The 22,906-nt window shown below is 63.1% G+C and carries 20 protein-coding genes and 1 pseudogene; 9 read left to right on the top strand and 12 right to left on the bottom strand.

Going from position 1 to position 22,906, the window contains the following annotated elements; all coding sequences use genetic code 11:
- Window positions 1-43: 43 nt before the first annotated feature.
- The 3 genes from ELS24_RS27185 to ELS24_RS27175 are packed head-to-tail and all read left to right on the top strand — an operon-like array spanning window position 44 to window position 3,205.
- Window positions 44-1,273, top strand: coding sequence for a metal-dependent hydrolase family protein (locus ELS24_RS27185; RefSeq protein ID WP_127185899.1), 1,230 nt, complete (start codon window positions 44-46; stop codon window positions 1,271-1,273).
- Window positions 1,274-1,307: 34 nt separating this feature from the next.
- Window positions 1,308-2,660 carry an MFS transporter gene (locus tag ELS24_RS27180; RefSeq protein WP_127185898.1) on the top strand — a complete coding sequence of 451 codons (1,353 nt, stop codon included), beginning with the start codon at window positions 1,308-1,310 and terminating at the stop codon, window positions 2,658-2,660.
- Window positions 2,660-3,205, top strand: a complete 546-nt coding sequence (locus ELS24_RS27175; RefSeq protein WP_127185897.1) for a GAF domain-containing protein — start codon at window positions 2,660-2,662, stop codon at window positions 3,203-3,205. The genes ELS24_RS27180 and ELS24_RS27175 overlap by 1 nt, the downstream gene beginning before the upstream one ends.
- On the opposite strand, the gene ELS24_RS27170 is transcribed toward ELS24_RS27175, so the two are convergent.
- From ELS24_RS27170 to ELS24_RS27145, 6 genes are read right to left on the bottom strand one after another with little or no spacing between them, the layout of a single operon-like run.
- Window positions 3,202-4,236, bottom strand: coding sequence for an XdhC family protein (locus tag ELS24_RS27170; protein WP_127185896.1), 1,035 nt, complete (start codon window positions 4,234-4,236; stop codon window positions 3,202-3,204). The genes ELS24_RS27175 and ELS24_RS27170 overlap by 4 nt on opposite strands.
- Window positions 4,237-4,250: 14 nt before the next feature.
- Window positions 4,251-6,569, bottom strand: a complete 2,319-nt coding sequence (locus tag ELS24_RS27165; RefSeq protein ID WP_127185895.1) for a xanthine dehydrogenase family protein molybdopterin-binding subunit — start codon at window positions 6,567-6,569, stop codon at window positions 4,251-4,253.
- A gap of 41 nt (window positions 6,570-6,610) precedes the next feature.
- On the bottom strand, window positions 6,611-7,297 hold the full coding sequence (locus tag ELS24_RS27160; protein ID WP_050445657.1) for an isochorismatase family protein: 687 nt from the start codon (window positions 7,295-7,297) through the stop codon (window positions 6,611-6,613).
- Window positions 7,294-8,367 (bottom strand): 2,5-dihydroxypyridine 5,6-dioxygenase, encoded by a 1,074-nt coding sequence (locus ELS24_RS27155; protein WP_127185894.1) that lies wholly within the window; start codon window positions 8,365-8,367, stop codon window positions 7,294-7,296. The genes ELS24_RS27160 and ELS24_RS27155 overlap by 4 nt, the downstream gene beginning before the upstream one ends.
- 39 nt (window positions 8,368-8,406) lie before the next feature.
- Window positions 8,407-9,243, bottom strand: coding sequence for an alpha/beta fold hydrolase (locus tag ELS24_RS27150; RefSeq protein WP_127185893.1), 837 nt, complete (start codon window positions 9,241-9,243; stop codon window positions 8,407-8,409).
- Entirely contained in the window at window positions 9,240-10,016 is a 777-nt protein-coding gene (locus ELS24_RS27145; protein WP_050445660.1) for a maleate cis-trans isomerase family protein, read from the bottom strand. The genes ELS24_RS27150 and ELS24_RS27145 overlap by 4 nt, the downstream gene beginning before the upstream one ends.
- A 270-nt stretch (window positions 10,017-10,286) precedes the next feature.
- Here ELS24_RS27145 and ELS24_RS27140 point away from each other — a divergent pair, with 270 nt between their 5' ends.
- From ELS24_RS27140 to ELS24_RS27125, 4 genes are all read left to right on the top strand, one after another.
- Window positions 10,287-11,444, top strand: a complete 1,158-nt coding sequence (locus ELS24_RS27140; protein ID WP_127185892.1) for an FAD-dependent monooxygenase — start codon at window positions 10,287-10,289, stop codon at window positions 11,442-11,444.
- A gap of 94 nt (window positions 11,445-11,538) precedes the next feature.
- Entirely contained in the window at window positions 11,539-12,108 is a 570-nt protein-coding gene (locus tag ELS24_RS27135; protein ID WP_127185891.1) for a (2Fe-2S)-binding protein, read from the top strand.
- Entirely contained in the window at window positions 12,105-15,179 is a 3,075-nt protein-coding gene (locus ELS24_RS27130; RefSeq protein WP_127185890.1) for a c-type cytochrome, read from the top strand. Before ELS24_RS27135 ends, ELS24_RS27130 begins: the two co-directional genes overlap by 4 nt.
- 59 nt (window positions 15,180-15,238) lie before the next feature.
- Window positions 15,239-16,555, top strand: coding sequence for an MFS transporter (locus tag ELS24_RS27125; protein ID WP_050445664.1), 1,317 nt, complete (start codon window positions 15,239-15,241; stop codon window positions 16,553-16,555).
- 71 nt (window positions 16,556-16,626) lie between these two features.
- On the opposite strand, the gene ELS24_RS27120 is transcribed toward ELS24_RS27125, so the two are convergent.
- From ELS24_RS27120 to ELS24_RS31120, 3 genes and pseudogenes are all read right to left on the bottom strand, one after another.
- The gene (locus tag ELS24_RS27120) at window positions 16,627-17,094 is read right to left on the bottom strand and encodes a MarR family winged helix-turn-helix transcriptional regulator (RefSeq protein ID WP_050445665.1); all 468 of its coding nucleotides are present in this window, start codon (window positions 17,092-17,094) and stop codon (window positions 16,627-16,629) included.
- Window positions 17,095-17,201: 107 nt separating this feature from the next.
- Window positions 17,202-17,972, bottom strand: coding sequence for an alpha/beta hydrolase family protein (locus ELS24_RS27115; RefSeq protein ID WP_127185889.1), 771 nt, complete (start codon window positions 17,970-17,972; stop codon window positions 17,202-17,204).
- 355 nt (window positions 17,973-18,327) lie between these two features.
- Window positions 18,328-18,594 (bottom strand): annotated as a pseudogene (locus ELS24_RS31120) (transposase); the annotation flags it as partial.
- 282 nt (window positions 18,595-18,876) lie between these two features.
- Between ELS24_RS31120 and ELS24_RS27105 the strand changes: the two are divergent.
- Together ELS24_RS27105 and ELS24_RS27100 are read left to right on the top strand one after the other, a co-directional pair.
- Window positions 18,877-19,755: an endonuclease/exonuclease/phosphatase family protein gene (locus tag ELS24_RS27105; protein WP_127185888.1), complete on the top strand. Its 879-nt coding sequence runs from the start codon at window positions 18,877-18,879 to the stop codon at window positions 19,753-19,755.
- On the top strand, window positions 19,752-20,195 hold the full coding sequence (locus ELS24_RS27100; protein WP_127185887.1) for a hypothetical protein: 444 nt from the start codon (window positions 19,752-19,754) through the stop codon (window positions 20,193-20,195). Before ELS24_RS27105 ends, ELS24_RS27100 begins: the two co-directional genes overlap by 4 nt.
- A gap of 215 nt (window positions 20,196-20,410) precedes the next feature.
- On the opposite strand, the gene ELS24_RS27095 is transcribed toward ELS24_RS27100, so the two are convergent.
- The 3 genes from ELS24_RS27095 to ELS24_RS27085 form a co-directional block, all read right to left on the bottom strand.
- Window positions 20,411-21,528 (bottom strand): IS3 family transposase gene (locus tag ELS24_RS27095; protein WP_428839658.1). Its coding sequence is split into 2 segments (ribosomal slippage): window positions 20,411-21,279 and window positions 21,279-21,528, totalling 1,119 coding nucleotides; the frame shifts between segments, so codons are not numbered across the junction.
- Window positions 21,529-21,646: 118 nt separating this feature from the next.
- Window positions 21,647-22,498: an IS3 family transposase gene (locus ELS24_RS27090; protein WP_165720955.1), complete on the bottom strand. Its 852-nt coding sequence runs from the start codon at window positions 22,496-22,498 to the stop codon at window positions 21,647-21,649.
- The gene (locus ELS24_RS27085) at window positions 22,465-22,779 is read right to left on the bottom strand and encodes a DUF1153 domain-containing protein (protein ID WP_050446432.1); all 315 of its coding nucleotides are present in this window, start codon (window positions 22,777-22,779) and stop codon (window positions 22,465-22,467) included. Before ELS24_RS27085 ends, ELS24_RS27090 begins: the two co-directional genes overlap by 34 nt.
- Between the last annotated feature and the right edge of the window lie 127 nt (window positions 22,780-22,906).

Here is a 22,906-nt window from a genome sequence, read left to right as displayed (position 1 = left end):
ATGCTGAATTTCCTGCATGTTGAACAGATAGCGTGATTTATTTATGAAGCCGGTTGTTGTTAAGAATTGCAAGGTCTTGAATACCCGATCGTTGGCCCTGGAAGACGCGGCCAATGTGCTGATCGAAGACGGAATGATCACCCGCATCAGCGCTGACGAACTGTCGGCGCCCGACGCCGAGGTGGTGGACGCCCAGGGCATGACGCTGATGCCGGGCATGATCGACTGCCACGTCCACGTGGTGGCGTCGTCCTTCAACCTGGGCCGCGTGGCGGCCTTGCCCAATGCCCTGGCGCTGCTGCGCGCACTGCCCATCATGCAGGGCATGCTGGACCGAGGCTTCACCAGCGTGCGCGATGCCGGCGGGGCCGATTGGGCCTTGGCGCAAGCCGTGCTGGACGGTGTGATCGACGGCCCGCGCCTCTTCTGCGCGGGCAAGGCCCTGTCGCAGACGGGCGGCCATGGCGACTTCCGCCAGCGTAACGACGAACTGGACCCCTGCCCGTGCTCGGTCAAGATCGGCAACATCGGCCGCGTGGTGGATGGCGTGGACAACTGCCGTTTGGCGGTGCGCGAAGAAATCCTGAAGGGCGCGACGCAGATCAAGGTGATGGCGTCGGGCGGCGTGGCATCGCCCAATGATCCGATCCAGAACCTGGGCTTTTCCGAAGCCGAGCTGCGGGCCATTGTGGAAGAGGCCAGCAACGCAAACACCTATGTGATGGCGCATGCCTACACGCCGCGCGCGATCATGCGCGCCGTGCGCTGCGGCGTACGCACCATCGAACACGGCAACCTGGTCGACCGCGAGGCCGCCGAGGTGATGAAAGAACACGGCGCCTACATGGTGCCCACGCTGATCACCTACGAAGGGCTGGCCAACGACGGCGAACGCTATGGTTTGCCGCTGGACTCGGTGAAAAAGATTGCCACGGTGCGCACGCAAGGCCTGACGGCGCTTGAGATCCTGGACGACGTCGGCGTGAAGATGGGTTACGGCAGCGACCTGCTGGGCGAAACCCACTACATGCAAGCCGATGAACTGACCCTGCGCGCCCGCGTGCTGGGTAACGCCAAGGTGATTCAGCAGGCGACCTTGATCGGCGCCGAAATCCTGAACCAGCAAGGTCTGCTAGGCGAAGTGTGCGTGGGCGCGCATGCCGACCTGCTGCTCGTCGACGGCAACCCGCTGGACGATATCTCGCTGTTGACCCAGCCCGACTCCATCAAGCTGATCATGAATCGCGGCTTGTTGCACAAGAACGCCTGCTGACGTTCTTTCACTCTTACTTCCGGAAATCTTCACCATGTATTCCGTATCGGATCGTCTGGAGCGGCTGCCGTTTTCCAGCTTCCATTTCAGGCTGCTATTGATCGGCGGCCTGGGCCTGGCGTTTGAAGCGCTGGACGCCGGCATCATCGCCTTCATCATCCCGTCGTTGCGCACGCAATGGGGTCTGTCCACCGGCCAGATCGGCTGGATTGCCAGCAGCACCTACGTGGGCTTTCTGGTGGGCGCGTTGTTCTCGGGCATTCTGGGCGACCGCTATGGTCGCAAGAAGATCATGATGTGGGCCTTGCTGCTGTTCTGCGTGGCTACGTTCATCAACGCCTTCGCTCGCAACTATCACGAGTTCTACATTCTGCGCATGATCGCGGGCATCGGCATGGGCGCGGAAGGCGCCATCATTGCGCCGTATCTGGCGGAGTTCGTCAGCAGCAAATACCGTGGCCGCTTCACGGGCGCGCTGGCGGGCTTCTTCTCGTTCGGCTTCGTGATGTCGGCGTTGCTGGGCTACTTCATCGTGCCGATGAGTGACGACGGCTGGCGCTGGATCATGATCATCGCGTCGGTGCCGGTGGTGTTCCTGCTGTGGTGGCGCAAGTCGTTGTTCGAATCGCCGCGTTGGTTGGAGCACACCGGCCAGACCGCCGAAGCCGACCGCATCTGCTCGGCCATTGAAGCCGAAGTGGAGCAGAAGCTGGGTCGCCCCTTGCCCAAGCCCGTGGCCACGCGCCGCGCCGCCACCGCCGCGGAAAACCCGCAAAGCGCGATGGAAAAGCTGACGTCCCTGTTTTCCAAAACCTATCTGGGCACGACGGTGCTGGTGTGGGTGTTCTGGATCACCGTGCTGTTCTGCTACTACGCTTTCCTGGTGTGGATTCCCAGCTTGCTGGTCGAGCGCGGCTTCACCATCACCAAGAGCTTTTCGTACACCATCCTGATCTACCTGTCGCAGATTCCCGGCTATTTTTCCGCCGCGTACTTCAACGACAAGATCGGCCGCAAGTACACGATTCTGGCGTACATGCTGTTGTCGTGCCTGTCGGCATTGGGCCTGGCGCTGGCCAGCGGCGAGCACCAGATCATCATGCTGAGCATGCTGTTGTCCTTCGGCATGAACGGCGTGATTGCCGGCCAGTACACCTACACCGCCGAAATCTATCCCACGTCGATCCGGGCAACCGGCATGGGCGCGGCCTCGGCCTTTGCGCGGATCGGGTCGATTGCATCGCCCACCATTGTGGGCGTGGCGTATCCGGTGCTGGGCTTTGCCGGCGTGTTCGCCATGATGACGGCCATCTTGATGGTGGGCGGGCTGGGCATTCTGTTCTTTGGCAAGAACACGCGCGGCGTGGTGCTTGAGGCGATTCACTAATGACGCAAGCATCCACGTTGGCGCCCTGGGCGGCGCATGCGCGCGCCCTGGCGCAAGCCGGTGACCGCGCCGCGCAGTGGCAGGTGGTGTCGGCCTTGCTGGAAGAGGCCTTCGGCCACCAGCTATTCACTGCCTTGCTGTATCTGGAAGAACACCGGCTGATGAAGCGGCTGTACACCTCCGATGAAAGCATCAGCCCGCTGGGCGGCTTCAAGGCCACGGGCAACGGGCCGTGGTCGCGCCATGTGCTGGAAGAAGGCCAGTTGTATGTGGCCAGCAACGAGGACGACGTGCGCTCGGTGTTTTCTGAAGCGCCCATGCTGATCGAGCGCGGGCTGCATTCCGCGTTCAACATTCCCGTGCGCTATCAGGGCCGGGTGATTGGATCGCTGAACCTGCTGGCCGGTCGCAAGGCCTATGACCACGCTGATCGGGACTTGGCGGCGTTGATTGCCGGGCTGTGCACGCCGGTCTTCATCGAGGAAATGCAGGATGCGCAAGCAGCGGCGGCAGCGGTGGATCGGGCGGGGCTGGATAGCGTCTAGGCGCTTTCCCGAACCAGCCGCGTCTTGCCGTCGGCGACGTTTTGCAGGGGTGGCTTGTCCACCCCATTTTTCGCGGCCACCACTTCGGCCATGATCGACAAGGCAATCTCGGCCGGCGTCTTGCTGCCGATGAAGACACCGGCGGGGCCGTGCAGCTTGTTCAGGTCGGCCTCGCCTAAATCGAAGTAGTCACGCAAGCGCGCACGGCGCTTGTCGCTGTTCTTGCGGGACCCGATTGCGCCGATATAGAACGCATCGGACTGCAAGGCGTCAATCAGCGCCAGGTCATCCAGCTTGGGGTCATGCGTCAGGGCGACGACGGCGGTGCGTGCGTCGGGGCGCAGGCGCAGGATCAGGTCGTCGGGCATTTCGCGCGTGAAGTTGATGCTGGCTTGTGCCCAACCGTCTTGTGCGCTTTGATCTTGATGCGATTCACGCGGGTCGCAGACGATGATTTCAAACCCCAGCGTCAGCGCGATCTGGCATAGAAACCGGCTGGTGTCGCCCGCGCCAATCACGATCAGCCGCGCGGTGGGTCCGAAGCAGGTGATCAGCGTGGTGTCCGACAGCGTGGCGTCGGCCTGCCTGAACGCGCGGCCGGGCGGCTGCGCCTGCAACGTCACCTGCCCTGACGACAGATCCAGCGTACGCGTCACACAACGACGCTGGATGCAGGCGTCCAGCAATTCAGCCAGCAGGCTATGCGCGTCGATGCACTCCATCACCAGCTCAATCGTGCCGCCACACGGAATGCCGAAGCGCCGGGCGTCGTCGGCTTGAACGCCGTAGCGCAAGATTTCGGGCGCGCGCTTGCCGTGATGCAAATGCCGGATGCGTTCGGCCAGATCGTCTTCAATGCAGCCGCCCGACACGGACCCCGCCACCGCGCCTTGCACGTTCATCGCCATGATGGAACCGACGGGGCGGGGAGACGAGCCCCAGGTGCGCGCCACGGTGAATAAATACACCGGTATGCCGGCCTGATGCCAGTCAAGCGCTTGGCGCAGCACCAGGATATTGATGTCGGTCATGGACGCGGTATCGGTCAGGCCAGCAACACGGCGCGCACGGCTTCTGGCGTGAAGGGCGCTTCATAGAAGCGCTTGCCAGTCGCGTCGAACAGGGCGTTGGCCATGGCGGCGGGGCCGGGCACGGATGCGGACTCCCCCGCGCCCATGGGCGGCTCGTCTTGGCGCGGCATCAGCAGCACATCGATTGCGGGTACATCCTTGAAGCCGATGATGGGGTAGCCGCCCCATTCGCGGCTGGCAACGCCCGCTTCATCAAAGACCACCTTTTCCAGCAAGCAGCGGCTAAGCGTCTGGATGACGTTGCCGTGAATCTGGTGGCGCACGCCGTCCGGGTTGACGATCATGCCGGTGTCCTGGCCAACCACGATCCGTTCCACGCGCACGCGTCCCGAGGCCGGGTCCACGCACAGGTCGATGACCCAGGCGGCCCAGGCGGCGCCAAAGCCGGGAAACTTGCTATGTACATATCGCGCGTAGGCGATGCCGCGCCCGTGTAAGCGGCCATCGGCGTCCGGTTTGCCACGGCTGCCACGCGCACCCGGGCTCCACTGCGCGCGGGCGGCGGTGGCTTCGATCAGCGCGATGGCGCGTGCGTCGTCCAGGTTGCGCAAGCGATAGTCGACCGGGTCGGCGCCCGCGGCTTCGGCCAGTTCGTCGATCATGCAGTCATGCGCAAAGGAATTGGGCAAGGCCGACACACCGCGCAACCACGACGAGCGCACCAGTGGCGGCATGTCGTGGCAGACCACGCGGCGGTTTTTGTAGCGGTACGGTGGCGCGGCTGTGCGGTCGCCCATTTCCAGCGTACGCGGCTCGCCGGAGACGATGCCCGTCAACAACAGCGCCAAGAGCGGCGCGTCGTTGGACGGGTAGCGCACGGCAAAGTCCACCGCCAGCAGCTCGCCTTGGGCGTCGATGGCGGCAGCCACGTCCATCAACTGCCCGGTGCCCTTGGGTTCCCACTGGTGTTCTTGTTCGCGCGTGAGCTGCACGCGCACGGGCGCGCCCACCGCCATGGACAGCAGCGCCGCGTCGGCGCAGACGTCGTCCGCGCAGTTACGGCCATAGCAGCCGGCGGCTTCCAGACGGACCAGGTCAATGTGGCCTTCGCCCAGATTCAGCAGCCGGTTCAAGTCAGTGCGCAGCATGTGCGGATTCTGCGTGCCGGTCCACACGGTGAGCCGGCCGTCAGAAAAGTCGGCCACGGCGCAAGAGGGGCCTATGGACGCATGCATCTGATAGGGCCAGACGTAGCTGCGGCGCAGGTGCGTGGCGGCTTGCGCGCAGGCGGCGTCCACATCGCCTTCTTCGATCAGGGGCCGGGCTTGGGCCGGGTTGGCGCGGATGGCGGCGGCCACATCATCCAATTTTGGTGCGGGCGGCACGGGATTCCAGCGCACCTTCAGCGCGCGCATCGCGGTAATCGCCTGTTCTTCGCGATCGGCCACCACGCCAACGAAGTCGCCTTGCACCACTACCTGCACGTTGCCGGGCAGGTGCGCGACGGAATCGCGATCCACATCGATCAGGCAATGGCCGATGAAGCTGCCGGCGTCTCGACCCGGATGCGGCGGGCGCACCACGCGGCCATGTCGCATGCCGGGCACGCGCACGTCATGCACGAAGCTGAGTTCGCCGGTGGCCTTGGCGGGGATGTCCACGCGCGCCACGCCTTGCCCGACGATGCGGTATTCGCTGGCGGGTTTCAACGGAACGGCTTGATCGGGCGGCGCCAGGGTCAGCCGGATGTGCTGGCCGGCCAGCAATTGGCCGTAATGCAGTTGGCGTGCGTCGTCGTCGGGGGTGGGCTGCACTACCGGCCGCACTACAGGCCGTACCACGCCGTCGCGCACTTGCACCGCATCACGCGGCAGGTTCCATTGCCGCGCCGCCAGCATCAGCAAATGCTCACGTGCCTGCGCGGCAGCGCGGCGCAAGGGCACGGCGGAAATCTGGATGCTGGCGCTGGCAATAGTCGGCCCCTGGTTGGGCGCGGCGCTGGTATGGCCCAGCACCATGTCCAGGCGCGACAGCGGCACGTCCAGCTCTTCGGCAACGATCTGCGCCAGCGACGTGCGGATGCCGGTGCCCAGGTCCACATGGCCGTTGAAGGCCAGCACGCGCCAGCCTGGCGATGGCGTGTCACCGGCTACCAGGCCCGCATCGCGCACGATGGCAATGAAGATCTCGGGCGTGGCCTGCACGTAGTCCGACGCGCTGCCCGGCTGACCCGGCGCCGGCTTGGGCGGCGCCGAGGGCTCGCGCACCACCAGCAAGGCGTCGGAGTGGGCGAGCAGCGCGCCAGGCAGGTGGTGGGGCGGGGGCAGGGTCATGAAGGAAGCAGGTTTCGGGCCGGTGGAGGATTATGTCGCCGTTAACCGGCGGCCGGCACTGGGGCATCCACCAAGGCGCGAGTCTCGGCCAGCGCATGGTCCAAGGGCATGACGGCGGCGTACTTCTGCGCCATGTCGAACAGGTTGGCGTCGTGCGGACCAAGGGCGCGGTCGCCGCAGCAGTCCGACACCACCAGCGGCCGAAACCCCGCCTGCATGGCGTCCACCACGCTGGCGCGGACGCAGCCGCTGGTGACGCAGCCCGCCACCAACAAGGTTTGCACGCCGCGCTGCGCCAACCACGGCGCCAGCATGGTGCCGAAGAAGGCGGACGGGGTGCTCTTGCGCACCACGTATTCGCCGGGCGCGGGGGCCAGCTCGGGCACGATGGCGCTGTTGTGGCTGTGCTCTTTCAGGGCCAGCATGGCGGGCACTTTCAGGCAAAAGATGTTGCTGTCGGCATCGTCGTCCGAGAACACGATGCGGCTGTGCGCCACCGGCCATCCCTGCGCGCGCGCATGGGCCAGCAAGTGGCGCGTTTGCGCGATGGCTTCCGGGATGTTGCCGCCGCCCAGCACGGCCGGGTCGGCAAAGCCGTTCACGAAGTCCACGATCAACAAGCCAAAGGGCGCTTTGAGCGGCAGCGGCGTGCCGAAGCCCTGGCGCGAATAGGCGGAGATATCGCCCGTGACGGCGTCGGCGGGTATGGTTTGGGTTGAGGCGTTCATTTGCTGTCCTTGCGGCGGGCGGCGTGCGCCAGGCCGGATTCGTCTTGCACCACGCCGCGCGTCACGACCGCCTGGCCGTCCAGCGCCACGCTGCAATGGCGCATGGGGATGTCGATATGGCAGGCGGTGGTGCGGCTGCCGCCCGCTTCATTGTTGGGGCCCATGGACCACAGGAAATTGCCCTCGAAGGCGCGCGCGTCCATGCCGATGTGCGCTTCCTTGTTGTAGTGCGCCAGCATCGACCACTGCGCGCGCGGTTGCAGCCCCCAGCCGATGTGCGACACCGCATAGGCTTCGGGGTCTTCGTACGCCGCCATGTATTCCTTCAGGATGTCGGCCTGCAAGCCGCCGTTGATGCGGGTGACGTAGCCGTTTTCGATGACCAGTTCGATCGGGTCGGTCACGTAGTCTTTCATGGGAAGCAGGATGTCGCCCCGGTCCAGAACTACGCGGCCATTGCTTTGCCCTTCGTTGGGCCAGGTCAGCACGAAGCCGCTGGGCCAGTGGTCCCAGCGGCCCGGTTCGTCCACGAAACCGTATTCGGAAATGGCGGGGAATTCGCCCAGTTCGCAGCGCAGGTCGGTGCCGGCCGCCGACGTGATGTGCATCTGCTTGGACGCTTCAATCCGACGCGCGGCAGCCTGCACGCGCGCGCGGTCCGCTTCGGTGGGCACCAGGCGGCACAGCACTTCGGGCGGCTCGATGGCCAGCAGGATCTTGGTGCCGGTCTGCAGTATCTCGTGCTGCTCGGGCGAGAACAGCAGCGTCATCAGGTCCAGCACCAGGTCGCTGGCGTTCAGCGCCGCGATGGCGGCGGGGTTGCCCGTCAGCGGGGTGGCGCCCAGGTAGGCCAGCGCGTCGCGGCTGATGGATTTTTCGGCGTTGACAGGCGGCAGGTCCAGCCGGTTGACGCGCGCGCCCAGGTCAGTGGCGGCGGCAATCGCGCAGCGCAGTGTTTGCGGATGCGTGTCGGCGCCGGTCAACACGGTGACGATCTGCCCGGCTTCAAGCCGTGACAGCGTCAGCACCTGCTTCCAGGCGTGGATCAAATCGATATCGCTGACGGACATGGCGGGCTCCTTGAATCAGCGGATTGAGGAAAAGGCGTGTCAGTCGACCTTGCTGCCAAGGAAGTCGCCAAAGGCCGCGTAGAAGCCGGCTTCGTTGTCCCACGGAATCATGTGGCCCGCGCCTGGCACGCGTACGTGCTGCGTCTGCGGCGCCAGGCCCTGCCATTCGGCCACGTCGTCGTCGCCGACCACGCCGCCTTTTTCAGCGGTCATCAACAACAGCGGAATCTTGATGCTGGGCAGGTCGGCGTGGATGTCGTCGCGGCCAAAGTCTTCAAAGCTCTGCACAATGGCCGGTTCATGGCAGGTGTGCAGCCATTGCGCGCGCAACTGGCGCTGGGCTTCGGTCCAGGTGGGGCAGAAGGCCAGCATGTCTTCGGCGGTCATGCCGTGCGTGGCTTGGCGGATGGAATCCACGTACCACGCCAGGTTGGCCGGGTAGGGGCGGCGGCCCGGGCCGGAGACGGGCGGGTCCACGATGACCAGACGCGTCAGGCCTTCGGGTTGGCTGCGCGCCGCGCGCACGGCGATACGGCCGCCCATGGAATGGCCCACCAGCGCGTAGTTCGTCAACCCCAGCGCCTGGGCAAACGCCGTGACGTCGGCGGCTTGCGCGTCCAACCCATAGTCCAGCCCGGGGCCGGATGCCGACAGGCCTCGGCCGCGCACGTCCAGCACATAGGTGTCGAACTGGCGGCCCAGATGTTCGGCCACGAAGCCCCAGGTAACGGCCGGGCTGGTGATGCCGGGAATCAGGATGACGGCGGGGCGGCTGGCGCGGTTGTCGGCCGTGCCGCCATAGCGCAGGTAGTGCTGGCGGATGCCGTTGGCGTGCACATGGCCGCCATAAAGGTAGGTGCTGGCGGCTTGGGTCATTGTGCGTTCCTGGAATAGGGGTAAGCGCCCGAGAGCAGGGCGCCGGCGCCGGGTACCACCGGGTCCATGCCCAGTTCTTTCAGGATGGCGTAGGTGGTGGCGATGGAGGCGGTGAGCACGGGCTTGCCGGTTTCGGCTTCCACTTGCGAGACAGCGGGCAGCGACGGCATTTGCACGCAGGCGGACAGCACGATCACATCGGCGTCGGCCACGTTCATGCCGGCGACGATGCCGGGCAGCTTGGCGGGGTCGTGGCGGCCCACGTCCAGGTTGTCGGGAATTTCCAGCGCGCGCCAGTCCACGATTTCAAACCCTTCGGCGGCGATGTAATCCATGACGAGTTCGGTCAGCGGAATCATGTAGGGCGCCACCAGCGCAATCTTCTTGGCACCCATGACGTGCAGCGCGTCGACCAGCGCGCCGGCGCTGGTGATGACGGGCGCCGACGCGCCATTTTCAGCGGTGCGCTCGGTCAGGCGCTTTTGCGACACGCGGTGGTAGCCGCGCCCCATGGCCATGATGGCCACCAGGCAGGCGTAGCCCAGCACGTCGACACGCGCATCGCTGAGTTCCAGCGCGCAGCGGTCGCTTTCGGCGTCCATGGCGGCCAGCTCTTCCTTTTGCACCTTCTTCATGCGCATGCGGCTGGAGTGGAAGGTGAAGCGGTCGCTGGGGCGTAGCGATGAATGCGCCGTCAGCATGGCGGGCACTTCGGTTTCCATCGTGGTGTTGGAACTGGGAACGATCTGGCCGATTCGGAATGTCTTCGTCATGGAGAAGCCTTGAAAAGGGGCGGGCCTAGGGTTTTCGATAAATTCAAAAGAAGCGTATACGCTCTATTCTTGCAAAGAGCGACGCAGATGACCAGCCCGGTTTCCGTAGTGGTTTTCACCTAATGATGTGAAAAATATGCACTATTTTGGTGATGTGTCTTGGGGTTTACGCTTGGATAGAGAATTTCTGTATCCATAAATTAAGCGTGTACTTCATAATTTTCAAGAATTCGCTTTCCAGTCTTTCACTATCCAGCAAGGAGAAGTTCCGTGTCTACATCCCCTCGTATCGCCATCGTCGGCGCGGGTCTTGGCGGCGCCGCCACCGCCGCGCTGCTGCTCAAGGAAGGGCTGAACGTCCGCGTGTACGAGCAGGCGCCCGGCTTTTCGCGCTTGGGGGCCGGCATCCATGTGGGGCCGAACGTCATGAAGATTCTGCGGCGCATCGGCATCGAAGACGCGCTCAATGCACAAGGCTCGCATCCGGATTTCTGGTACAGCCGCCATTGGGAAACGGGCGACATCCTGGCGCAGATTCCGCTGGGCGATTACGCCGTCAAGGAATACGGCGCGTCGTACCTGACCGTGCACCGCGGCGACTTCCACGCCTTGCTGATCGACGCCTTGCCCACGGGCGTGCTGGCCTATGACAAGAGCCTGACCCGCGTGGAAGATCGCGGCGACGTGGTCGTGATGCACTTTGCCGATGGCACCTCTGAAGAAGCCGACATCGTCATCGGCGCCGACGGCGTCAATTCCCGCATCCGTGAAGAACTGTTGGGGCCCGAGCTGCCCAAGTACGCGGGCTATCTGGCGCACCGCGCCGTGTTCCCCACGCCGCAGACCAAGCCTGGCATGCTGCCCTTTGATTCCTGCGTCAAATGGTGGAGCGATGACCGCCACATGATGGTCTACTTCGTCACCAGCAAGGCCGACGAGCTCTACTACGTCACCGGCGTGCCGGTGGAACACTGGGACTTGAACGACCGCTGGCTGCCCAGCAGCAAGGATGAAATGCGCGAAGCGTTCAGCGGCTGGCACCCCACCGTGCAGGCGCTGATCGACGCCACGGTTGAAGTCACCAAGTGGTCGCTGCTGGAACGCGACCCCTTGCCGCTGTGGAGCCGTGGCCGCCTGGTGTTGCTGGGCGACGCCTGCCACCCCATGAAGCCGCACATGGCGCAAGGCGCGGCCATGGCCATTGAAGACGGCGCCATGCTGGCGCGCTGCTTCAAGGAAGTGGGCGTGAATAATCACGAGCTGGCGTTTGCGCTGTACGAGGCGAACCGCGCGGAACGCGCCAGCAAGGTGCAACGCATTTCGCACGACAACACCTGGCTGCGCACCAATGAGGACCCATCCTGGTGCTTTGGCTATGACGTGTTCAAGGAACCGCTGGTAGACCCTAAAACGCGCGCCGCCGCCTGACGACCTGTCCGCCGCGCGGGCGTGGGGGCTTGCCCCTAGTCCCGTGTCGCGGCAACCTTCGTACTTCTCAAAATCCGCACACGCGCCACACGCCATGGGATCCACCGTCAATTCAAGCAGCACCCCGCCTCCGATCCGCCTGAGCGTGAACGGACGCGACTGCGACGTGGCCGCTGACCCCGGCACCGCGCTGCTGCACGTGCTGCGCAATGACCTGGCGCTGAACGGCCCGAAGTACGGCTGTGGCTTGGGCGAATGCGGTGCATGCACCGTGTTGATCGACGGCGTGGCCGCGCGGTCTTGCGTGATCCCGGTGCGGGCAGCGCAAGGGCGTGCCGTGGTCACGCTGGAAGGCTTGGGCACGCGGCAACAACCCGGTCCGACGCAGCAGGCGTTCATCGACTGCCAGGCGGCGCAATGCGGCTACTGCCTGAACGGCATGATCATGACGGTGGAAGCGCTGCTGCGCCGTAACCCCAACCCCACGGAAGACGCGCTGCGCAGCGAACTGCACCACAATCTGTGCCGCTGCGGCACGCACGTGGAGATCATGCAGGCGGCGTTGCGAGCGGTTCGCTTGCGAGCGGAGGGTGTTCGTGCGCCCGGCTTGCAAGCGGCGGGTGGGGGTGGTGTGGGTGTTGCCGACGGCGGACCCACGCGATGAGTTCGAACACCTTGGCGTCGCCGCGCCACCACGCGGGTTTGCCCGCTGCCTTGCCCGCCGACCTGCTGCACGGCGTGGCGTTGCGCCCGCCGGGTGTGCTGTGGGATGGCGCGCGGTATCGCGGCAGTGTCTTGCGGCACGTGCAGTTGGATCAGGCACGCGCGCTGGCCGGCGTGGTGATGGCGGTGCAGCGCACGCACTTTGCCGGTGTGGTGGCGGTGTCGCCGGTTCACGCACGGCAAGCGGCCATGGCCTTGGCGCCTGTGTGGCAGGCGCCGGACGTCGTTCCCTCTTCGCGCGCGGATGCGGCCGACCCGGACCAGCTTCGTTATGGCATGCGCCTGCCTTCGTCCGAGCCGCGTGCCGGCGCAAGGGTGACGGTCTGGGTGTTGAACGGACACGCCAGTGTGTGGCTCCCGGCATGCACGCCCGGCACGCACGCCCAGATCCGCCGCGAACTGGCGGCGCTGCTGCAACAAGCCGAAGGCACGATCAGTGTGACGGTGGATGGCGTGGTCGACGGCGTGGTCGCGGAAAGCCAGGACGCGGTGCACCCGCTGGACTTGATGGATGCCGCCGCCGACGCCGCGCTGCTGTCGCAAGCCGTGGGCCGGCCGGTGTGCGTGGCCTGCCAATCGAGCGTTGCCGACGAGTTGGTGTTGCGCGTGCCGGTGACAGGCGCGAGGGCCGAGTCCGTTGCTTCTAACGCCGCTGTCTCGAATGCGGCTCCCTCCAACGCTCCTACCTTGACGCCGCAAACGGCATCGGCTGCCGATGGTCGCGTTGCGGCGCTGCTGTCCGACGCTGCTTGGGCGGTGCGTCCGAGCCTGGCGCGGCTATTGAGCCAACCCGGACAAGCCAGCGCATCGGCGCATGCGACGGTATGCGGCGCATCGGTAACGTCGTCCCGACGCGCGCTGCCGCCGCTGCGCGCCCGAGTGGACGAATTGAACGCCGCGCAAGTTTTTGCACAAGAAAGCCAGTGGCATGAAGCGGCGCTGGCCCAAGATAAAGATCCTATCGCGTGGCGCTTGGAACACTTGCCGGAAGGCAAAGGCCGAGACCTGGCGCGCCAAGTCGTGGACCGTGCAACGTCGCGCGCCGACGCCGACGCTGCACCGCGCGCGGGCCTGCTGCATGGCACCGGCTTCGCCACCGCGCAGGTGCAATGTGTCGATGATGACGGCGCCGCCCGCATGGTGTGGAGCGCCTGGGTGGCCGAGGTATCGGTGCAACCCCAGACCGGCCATGTCGACGTCACGCGCGTGGTCGCGGGCCACGATAGCCAGTTCCTGCAACCGGCGCAAAGCGCGTCCATGCAGGCCGAGATCGAACAGCAAACCCCGTGGCTGCTGGCCAACGCACGCCGTCTGCTGGCAGGGCCGCCGGCCTTTGATGATTGGACGAGTCCATCGCAACAGGGCGACGCCGAGACAGCGATCGCATTGCGCGGCGACGCAAGCCGCGACGGCTTGGTCCCGCGCGACGCCACGGCCAACGCGCTGGATGACGTGGTGAAGCAAGGGCAGTTGGCCGTGGACGGCGTGGTCACCTTGCCGGCTGCCGCCGCCATTGCCAACGCCATCCGCAACGCAACCGGCGTGCGCCTGCGACAAGCCCCGTTCGACACCGAATCATTGCGGCTGGCATTGGCGGACCAGCGCCCTGCGCGTGCGCGTGGGCCCTTGGCGCGTGGATGGATGTGGCTGGCGGCGGGCATGGCAGGGCTTGCCGGCGTCGCCGCCGCGCTCTGGCCGATCAAGCCCGCGTTGCCGCTCACGGCAGGCCCAGACGTTTCCCTGTATTCCATACGCGCCATCGAACGCGGCCGCCTCGTCGCCGCCGCAGGGGATTGCATCGCCTGCCACACCGCGCCAGGGGGCAAGGCCAACGCTGGCGGGCTGGCGCTGGACACGCCGTTCGGCACGATCTATTCCACCAACATCACCCCCGACAACGACACCGGCATCGGCCGCTGGTCATACCCCGCATTCGAACGCGCCATGCGCCAGGGCGTACACCAGGATGGCCGCCAGCTCTATCCCGCGTTTCCGTACACGGCCTATGCCAAGCTGAGCGACGCGGACATGCAGGCGCTGTACGGCTACCTGATGTCGCAGCCCGCCGTGAAGTCCGAGCCGCCGAAAACGCAGTTGGCCTTTCCCTTCAACATGCGTCCACTGCTGGCAGGTTGGAATGCGCTGTTTCACGACGCCAAGCCATTCACGCCCGACCCGGCGCGCAGCGCTCAGTGGCTGCGCGGTGCGTATCTGGTGGAAGGCGTTGGCCACTGCGCCGCCTGCCATTCTCCACGCAACCGCTTGGGCGCGGAGAAGAAGGGCGTGCATTACCTGGCTGGGGGCGAAGCGGAAGGCTGGACCGCGCCCGCCTTGAATCAGTTGGCCAGCGGCCCGCGCGCCTGGTCGGGCGACGAACTATTCCAGTATCTGCGCACCGGCTATTCGCCCAGCCATGGCGTGGCGGCAGGGCCGATGGCGCCCGTGATCCATGGTTTGGCTGAATTGCCGGACAGCGACGTGAAGGCCATCACAACGTATTTGCTGGACTTGCCGAAACCGCAAGGGGAACGCGCGGCCACGCCTGTGGCGTCGGCTTCTCCATCCCGGGCAGCATCGCCCGCGACGTCATCAACGTCGCCCTCGGCCGCGTCTCCGTCTGCGTCTGCGCCCGCGCCCGCGCCCGCCGCCGCGACGATCCAATCGCTCCAAGGCCGACGCGCCAACGGCGAACGCATCTATCAGAACGCCTGCGCGGTCTGTCACGAAGCGGGCAGTGGGCCCACGCTGTTTGGCGCCAAGCCCTTGTTAAGCGCCAACACCAACCTGCATGCCGCCACGCCAGACAACCTGATCCAGGTGATCTTGCACGGCATCCAGGAGCCCGCCGATGACGCGCTGGGCTACATGCCGGGCTTCAAAGACAGCCTTGACGACAGGCAGGTCGCCGATCTGCTGGGCTATTTGCGGGAACGATTTGCGCCGGACGAAGACGTCTGGCCCGATCCCACCACGACGATTAAACGGCTTCGCAACCATGCGGAGCTGAATTAAGGAAAACGCGGCCATAACGCGTGCGGCTTTAGTGATGATCACATCAAGGGGTTTCATCTATGTCAGCTTCATTGGTTTCCGTGGACAAAGCCATTCAGGTGGCGGGTGTCGGCAAGTTTCAATATCGGCTATTCGTGATATTCGGCCTGGTCTGGATGGCCGACGCCATGCAGGTGCTGTCCATCGGCTTTTCCGCGCCGTCCATTGCAAAGACCTTCGGCATCACCGTGCCGCAAGCGCTGCAAACGGGCACGCTCTTCTTCATCGGCATGCTGATCGGCGCCTTCATGTTCGGCCGCATGGCCGACCGCATCGGGCGTCGCCCGGTGTTGATGATCGCGGTGGTCATCGACGCCTGCGCGGGCGTGGCCTCGGCCTTCGCGCCTGAGTTCACGTGGCTGCTGTTCCTGCGCTTCCTGACGGGCATCGGCGTGGGCGGCACGCTGCCGGTGGACTACACGATGATGGCCGAGTTCCTGCCCAGCGCCCGCCGTGGCCGCTGGCTGGTGCTGCTGGAATCGTTCTGGGCCGTGGGCACCATCTTTCTGGCGCTGCTGGCCTTGGCGGCCGTGTCCTGGGGCGACGATGCCTGGCGCGTGATCTTCTTCGTTACCGGGCTGCCCGCCTTGATCGGCGTGGTGCTGCGCTTCTACATCCCTGAATCGCCCATGTACCTGAACCGCAACGGTAAGTCGGATCAGGCGCGCAAGGTGCTGGAACGGGTGGCGCGCGTGAACCGCCGCGACGTCGAAGTGCCCGCGCTGCAACCGGAAACGCCCGTCCATAAATCCATCTTCGCCTTGTTCTCGTCCAGCTACCGCCGCCGCAGCATCGGGCTATTGCTGGCGTGGGCGCTGATCTCCATTGCGTACTACGGCGTGTTCGTCTACTTGCCCATCAAGCTCAGCACCGCCGGCTTCGCCTTCATGCGCGGCCAGGAGTTCCTGGTGCTGTTGGCGCTGGTGCAGTTGCCGGGCTTTGCGCTGTCGGCCTATGGCGTGGAACGCTGGGGCCGCAAGCCCACACTGATCGGCTTTTTGATCTTGAGCGCCGTCGGCTGCATGCTCTACAGCCTGGGCACCGCACCCGCCGTGGTGATCGGGTCCACCTTGCTGATGAGCTTCTCGCTGCTGGGCACCTGGGGTGCGTTGTATGCCTTCACGCCGGAGGTCTACCCGACCGATTTGCGTGCCAGCGGCATGGGCATGGCGGGCGCGGTGGCACGTTTTGGTGGGCTGTTCGCACCGGCCATCATCGCGCCCATCATGACCAGCCACTTCACGCTGTCGCTGGTGGTGCTGTCCAGCATGCTGTTGGCTGGGGCGGTCGCGATCGGCTCGGTGGACGTGGAATCGCGTAACCGCGCGCTGGATTGATGGCGGGGTGAATCGCGGCGGCGCCGGCGTGTATGCCGACGGCGCAGTTGCCAAACACGGCGACGAACAGCTCAGACCTGTTCGTCGCCGTTCAGCATTTTGGTCAGCAAAAAATCCAGCGCCAGACGCTCGGCCGGGTTCAGATTGCCGTAGGTGCTTTCGGTGATCTGCTTGGCAAAGGGCTCCATCTCTTGCACCAGCGCCTGCCCCACGGGCGTCAGGCTCACGACCACCTTGCGCCGATCGACGGGGTCGTGGTCCACCTGCACCAACTCGCGCTGCTTCAAGCGGTCCACCACGCCGCGCACGGTGGCCTGGTCAATGACGGTTGCCTTGACCAGGTCTGCCAGCGAACTCGCGCCATGGTCCCGCACCGAACACAGCACGACAAACTGCGCGGCGGTGAGCTGGGAGTCAGGGATGTAATGCTGAAACAGCGCGGTATGCCGCTGATAGACGCGCCGCAGCAGGTGACCTATCTGATCAGAAAACAAATAGCCTTCCGTGTTGGACGAGGACTTGCCTTTCATATTGCGCATAAGCCTATCCGAAGCAATGCATGGGTCATGATGATTTTTATCAACGGGATGCCGGTTGACTAGTTTGCCAGCAGCGCGACGGTTTGTGGGGCGCAGAGGCCTACGCCTCAACCTTGCGCAGGCAGAAACCGGCTCGCCCAAGTTGAGATCATGGCCGCGGCATAGTCTGCGTCCGCCCGGCGCGTGAGCAAGTGATCGGCATCGTCCAGCGAAATGAAACTCTTGGGATGCTTGGCCGCCGCGAATATGCGCCCGGCATTTTCGATGCCGACAGTCGTATCCAGTGGCGAATGCAGAATCAACAGCGGCATTCGTAATTGTGCGATCCGCGACGCCAGATCGTGCTGCCCCAGGTCTTCGACAAAACTCTTGCGCACGACGAATGGCCGGCCGCCCAGCAGGACCTCGGCTTGCCCTTGCGCTTCGATGGCCTGGAGACTGCCGGGATCAAACTGATGCAGGACATGGCTGATGTCAAAAGGCGCGCCCAACGTGGCCACTGCACGCATGCCCGGCATCTTGCCGGCCGCCATCAAGGCAGCCGCTCCGCCCAAGCTATGGCCGATCAGAATGACCGGCGGCTTGCCGTCTTCGGCCATCGCGTTGCCGGCCGCGACCAGATCATCCACGTCCGCCGCGAACGTTGCATCCGCGAAGGTTCCGCCGCTATTGCCCAGCCCTGCAAAATCGAAGCGCAGTACACCGATGCCACGCGCCGCCAGGGCTCGCGCCAGACGGCTGGCCGCCAGGCTGTCCTTGCCGCAGGTAAAGCAGTGGGCAAGTATGGCCCAGCCCTGCGGTTCGGCATCTGGCAGCTCTAGCCGCCCCGCGAGCCGATAGCCGCGAGGTCCGTCAAATTCAAAGGCTTGTGCGGTCATGAATGATGTCCCTGTTGTTGGCATGCGTTGCGCCATGTCAGTGCCTGGCGAGGGGTGTTGCGCACCACCCCTCGCCCGGCAAGATGGTTTACGGCGCGGCCGGAAAATCGACGTCGGTGTCGTTGATACGGTTAAAGGTGTTGGTGAAGATTGTGAGTGCGATGGCCAGCGAGATCTCGGCCAGTTGCGTGTCTGTGTAGCCCGCGGCACGAATCGCTGCGAATTCATTTTCGTTGATGGTGCCGCTGGTGTTTTGTACGTTCAAGACGAAGCGGATCAAGGCATCGCGCTTGGCGTCACCGGTGGGCTGCCCCGCACGAATGGCGCGCAAGGCATCGGCCGACAGACCAACCATCTTGCCCAGCAATCGCTGCAGTTCACGGACCTGGGCCAGCGCCTCCGACAGTTCTGAAGCAGGCACCACCTCCTCTCCCGAACTGACCGCAGACAGGCTGCCGTTCTTGTACAACTTGCGCCAGCCAAACAACTGATTCGGGTTGATGCCGTGTTGGCGCGCGACCGTCGAGACGGTCTTGCCCGGCTCGAAACTCTCGCGCACCATCACCAATTTTTCTTCCGCCGACCAGCGGCGCCGCCTCTCGGGCCCGGTTAACACTTCCATCACTGCTTGCTTGGTGTTAGCCAAAAACACAGTCATATGCCTAGTCAGTATTCTAGGTGAGTGATGGTGTCCGGGGATTCAGGGGGCCTTTCCACTGCGACATCTGCCCTGTATTGTCTAGCATGAACAAGTGCGCACAAAGATGGCACGCGATATGGTCCGTGCCACTTTTACACTATGCTACTGTGCAGTTCCTGAATGTATCTTGAGTCTGCATTTTTCGGTTATGCGTGGCTAAAGAATGGGGGACTCTACGTTCAAAAACAGTCATTTGGGTAAGCGATGGAATTAATATGCGCATGGTGGAACTGTCGCCTGACCCCACCAAAGAATGGTGCGAAGTCCTTTTCCGAGACGGCTGGATTTTCTCTTGCGGTTTGCGAATTGTTGCGACGAGGGGTTGATGTCTTGGGGCTGTGCGAGGTAGCGAGCACCAATGTGTTGTATCTGGAGGGCTTGCTCAAGTCGGAAGGGTTTGATGATTATAGTGTCCTAGATTTGTATAGTCCTGGAAGATCGATTGATGATTTCTGCTTGATATTTAATTCTAAAAAACTGAGGGTTTTGACAGCACCGCAGACGGCTAACGCGCGAGATCACTTAACCAATGACTGGCTGAAGGCTGGTGTCTTCGTAAGCTTTGAGCTGGCCGGGGTCGGCGAGATTTTTATCGGGCTATCTCATTGGCAAAGCCGTCAAACGTATGCAGAGGGCAGTAGTAACCGATTTAAGCTGGGTCAGGCGCTTAGGGAAAAAGCAAAAGAAATATTTACCAATTCTCCCCAGGCGGCCATCATATTGCTGGGTGATTACAATGACGAGCCGTATCATTCTTCGATCGTTTCTGGTTTAGGGGCTAGTAGAGATCCAGACTTTGTAAGGCGGCGCCCTCATTATTTCTACAACCCCTATTGGCGATGCCTAGGTGGAGGAACGCCGGAAACTCCCTATGGTTCGTACGTCCACCCAACTGCGGTGGAGGCAAGCGGAGGAGCGGTTTATGATCAAATTATGTTCTCCTCTCATTTTGTCAACCATTGGACGTTCGAACGCCCCGGATTAATTGTGGGAGATATTCCTGTTGCAGAAACGAGTTTGAAGTGGAGCGATGTGTCAGATCATTATCCGATTTTGAGTCATCTAAAAAGGATCGAATTGTGAGTTTTCTAAAAGCCATAGAGCAAGGCATCGCGAAAGCCGAGCATTCTGAACGCGATCTTAGGGCGGTCGATGAGCTGTTCATGTCGGTTAACATTGATCTGGCAGCGTACAGTTCTGGAAAGGTTGCACTTCAAAGGGTGCTTTCTAGTCTAAAAGTTCTTTCGCAATTCAGTGAACTGGCTATTGGCAGAGGTGACAGCCCTGCTGATGAAAATCTGAAAGCCGATCGCTTGGCGTTGGTACGGGCCGGTCAAACGAAATCTGCTAAAGAAGTGGCGGGGTGGCGGCAGCATGTAAGCGGGCTGCCTTGCACGATTACTTTTGAAGGCCAGCAGTACGTCTGCGCTACTCTTGACGATCTCAGATCGGCCTTGGAGGAGCTCTTCTCATCTGTGGGATTCGGTAAAGCCTTGGCAGAGATGAGCAAAGCTATGGACTAGCCACCCTTTTTTCTATGAAGATGCATTTAATACTGGTTGCTTAGGGTATTTTGAAGCGGCCCGATTGTGGTCTCTTGATTATTGGTGTTTTTTCCTCCAGAATTCACCTCCAATAGATACGGTGTATCATCGCGCGTCGAAAAAGCCCGCCAGCAAAAGCTGCGGGCTTTTTGCGTTTCTGCGGGCTTGGCCTGGTGGTCACGTAAGCACCCCTGTCAAGTAGACATCGGTTGATAGACGATCGGAGCAAGGGTTAGCCGGGGCATGAATTGCACCGGCGGGAGGCCACCCAGCGATTCATGCGGGCGGTACTGGTTGTAATCGACCAGCCATTGATCGGTAATCGTCTGGACCTGCTCAAGGTTGGCGAACAGGTGCGCGTCGAGCACCTCGGTTCGATAAGTTCGATTGAAGCGCTCAATGAAAGCGTTCTGATTTGGCTTGCCCGGCTGGATATAGCGGATCGCGATGCCCTTTGCGCTAGCCCATTGGGTGAACGCCTCTGAGATCATCTCCGGACCGTTATCCAGGCGTATTGCGTCAGGCGGCCCATAGCAGTCGATCAAACGGCTCAATACCCGAATGAGGCGTGCAGACGGGATGGACACGCCTACCTCGATGGCCAAGCACTCCCGGTTCGCCTCGTCGATCACGTTCAGAGTGCGAAACCGCCGGCCGCAGTAGAGAGCGTCATGCATGAAGTCGAGCGCCCAACAACGATTAGGCTCTGTGGCCAGATCCAGCGGCTGTCGCGGTCGGTCGGGAAGCCGCTTTTTGCAGCGCCGAGGCAAATTCAGACCCATGTCGCAGTACACCCGATGAACGCGCTTTTTGTTCCAGCCGCGACCGTCGAGGCGCAGCCGGGTGAAACACTTCCAGAATCCCCAACGCCCATGCCGGGTCACAATGGCATTGAGAGCATCAATGACTGGGGAATCCCGCTCAGATGCCGGCATTGGCTTCTTGTAGTACGCCGCCCGCGATAGGCCGGCAATCTGACAAGCGCGCGTGATTGAGAGCTTGGCTTGCACCAGCTGTCCCACCACTTCGCGCCTGGCCGACGGCGTCAGGATTTTCGATTCAAGACATCCTTGATCGCTGCATTCTCCAGCGCCAAGTCGGCAAACATGCGTTTGAGCTTGGCGTTTTCAGCTTCCAGTTCGCGCAGCCTCTGCAACTCGGAAACTTGAACGCCGGAGAACTTGCTCTTCCAAAGGTAATACGTGGCGTTGCTGATGCCGTGTTTGCGGCACAGCTCGGCGACCGGCATGCCGGCTTCGCCTTCCTTCAGAACAGCAACGATCTGGCTCTCGGTAAATCTGCTTTTCTTCAAGGGAATCTCCAACTCAGGGAGGCTCCGAAATTCTACCGGGCGGTGTCTACCTGAAGGGGGAGCTTACGGTCAGGCTGCGGACTTCCAAGCTGTAATGACCCAGCAGAACCTGCTCAGGTTAAGCGGCTAATGCAAATGCCTCAGCCGGGGTCTTCATGCCGAGCGCCTGGTGCGGGCGCCGGTGGTTATAAAAGCGTATCCAGTCCCCTACCACGCGGCTGGCGTGCTGGATGGTCTCGAAGCGATGCCGATGCGCGCATTGCTCTTTCAACGTGCGGATCACGCGTTCGACCATCCCGTTCTGTTGCGGGCAGTGCGGCGTGATGAACTCTTGGCGCAGCCCGTAGCCTCGCACCAACGCTGTATAGCTACGAGAGGTGAAGACCAACCCGTTGTCGGATCGCAGCAGGAACGGCACAGGCACGCGGCCCAGCGTTCCGAAGCGGGCGATCAGGGCATGTTCCAGTGCGCTTCCTGCGGTGCAGGCCTTGCCGCTGCGCGACAGATGCCAGCCCAGCAACTCCCGGGTATGGCAGTCAATCACCAGCGCCAGCGTCGCCCAGCCATCCCGACCCGCCCAGACGCGGCACAGATCCGTCGACCAGCGCTCGTTAGGCCTCGTGGCCACCGACGGCAATGCCTGGATCCGGGGCCTGAAGCCGATGGGCCGCTTACGGACCTGCCAGCCCATCAACTGGAACACGCGCTGCACGGTGTTCTTGTTGAACCCCAACAGATGCGCCACCGTTCGATAGCCAAACGACGGCGATTCTTCGATCAGCGCCTTGATGGGCGCGACAAACTGCGGATCGAGCTTTGGCGATGCCTTCACCGCCTTGTAGTAGACGGTGCGGCGAGGCACGTTGAACCAGCGGCACAGCTTGGCGATCGAGACGGTGATGCCGTCGGCTTGCAGTCCCTGGTGGATCGTCTCGATCACTTCTCGTCCTCGCCCAGCAGGGACTGCAATTTTTTTCTCGCGCGAAGCTCCAGCATCGCCTCGCCGTAGGCCTCTTGAAGGTCCTTGAGCTGGCGCTCGTACTGCTCGCGCACGTCCTGTGGATTGGCCCGCAAGGCATTCTCCATGCCCCGCTTGCCATCGTCGACCCACTGTTCGACCTCTGAGGGCGACAGGTCGTATTGGCGGCTGGCCTCTGCGACGGTGACCTTGCCTTGAATGATGTCCAGCACTAGCGCGCTCTTGCGCTTGGCCGTCCAGCGTTTGATGTCGTCTTCCATCTTCATGCTCATCGTCAATTCCCTCGATTATGACGTGAGCAGGTTTTCACTGGGTCATTACAAAGCCGCCTACGCGGGTTCAATTCCCGCAGCCCGCTCCAGACAAACGAAAGCCCCGATACGGATACTCCGGTCGGGG

This window comes from Achromobacter spanius, from assembly GCF_003994415.1.
Lineage (GTDB): Bacteria > Pseudomonadota > Gammaproteobacteria > Burkholderiales > Burkholderiaceae_B > Achromobacter > Achromobacter spanius_C.
This window is presented reverse-complemented; position numbering and strand designations above follow the sequence as displayed.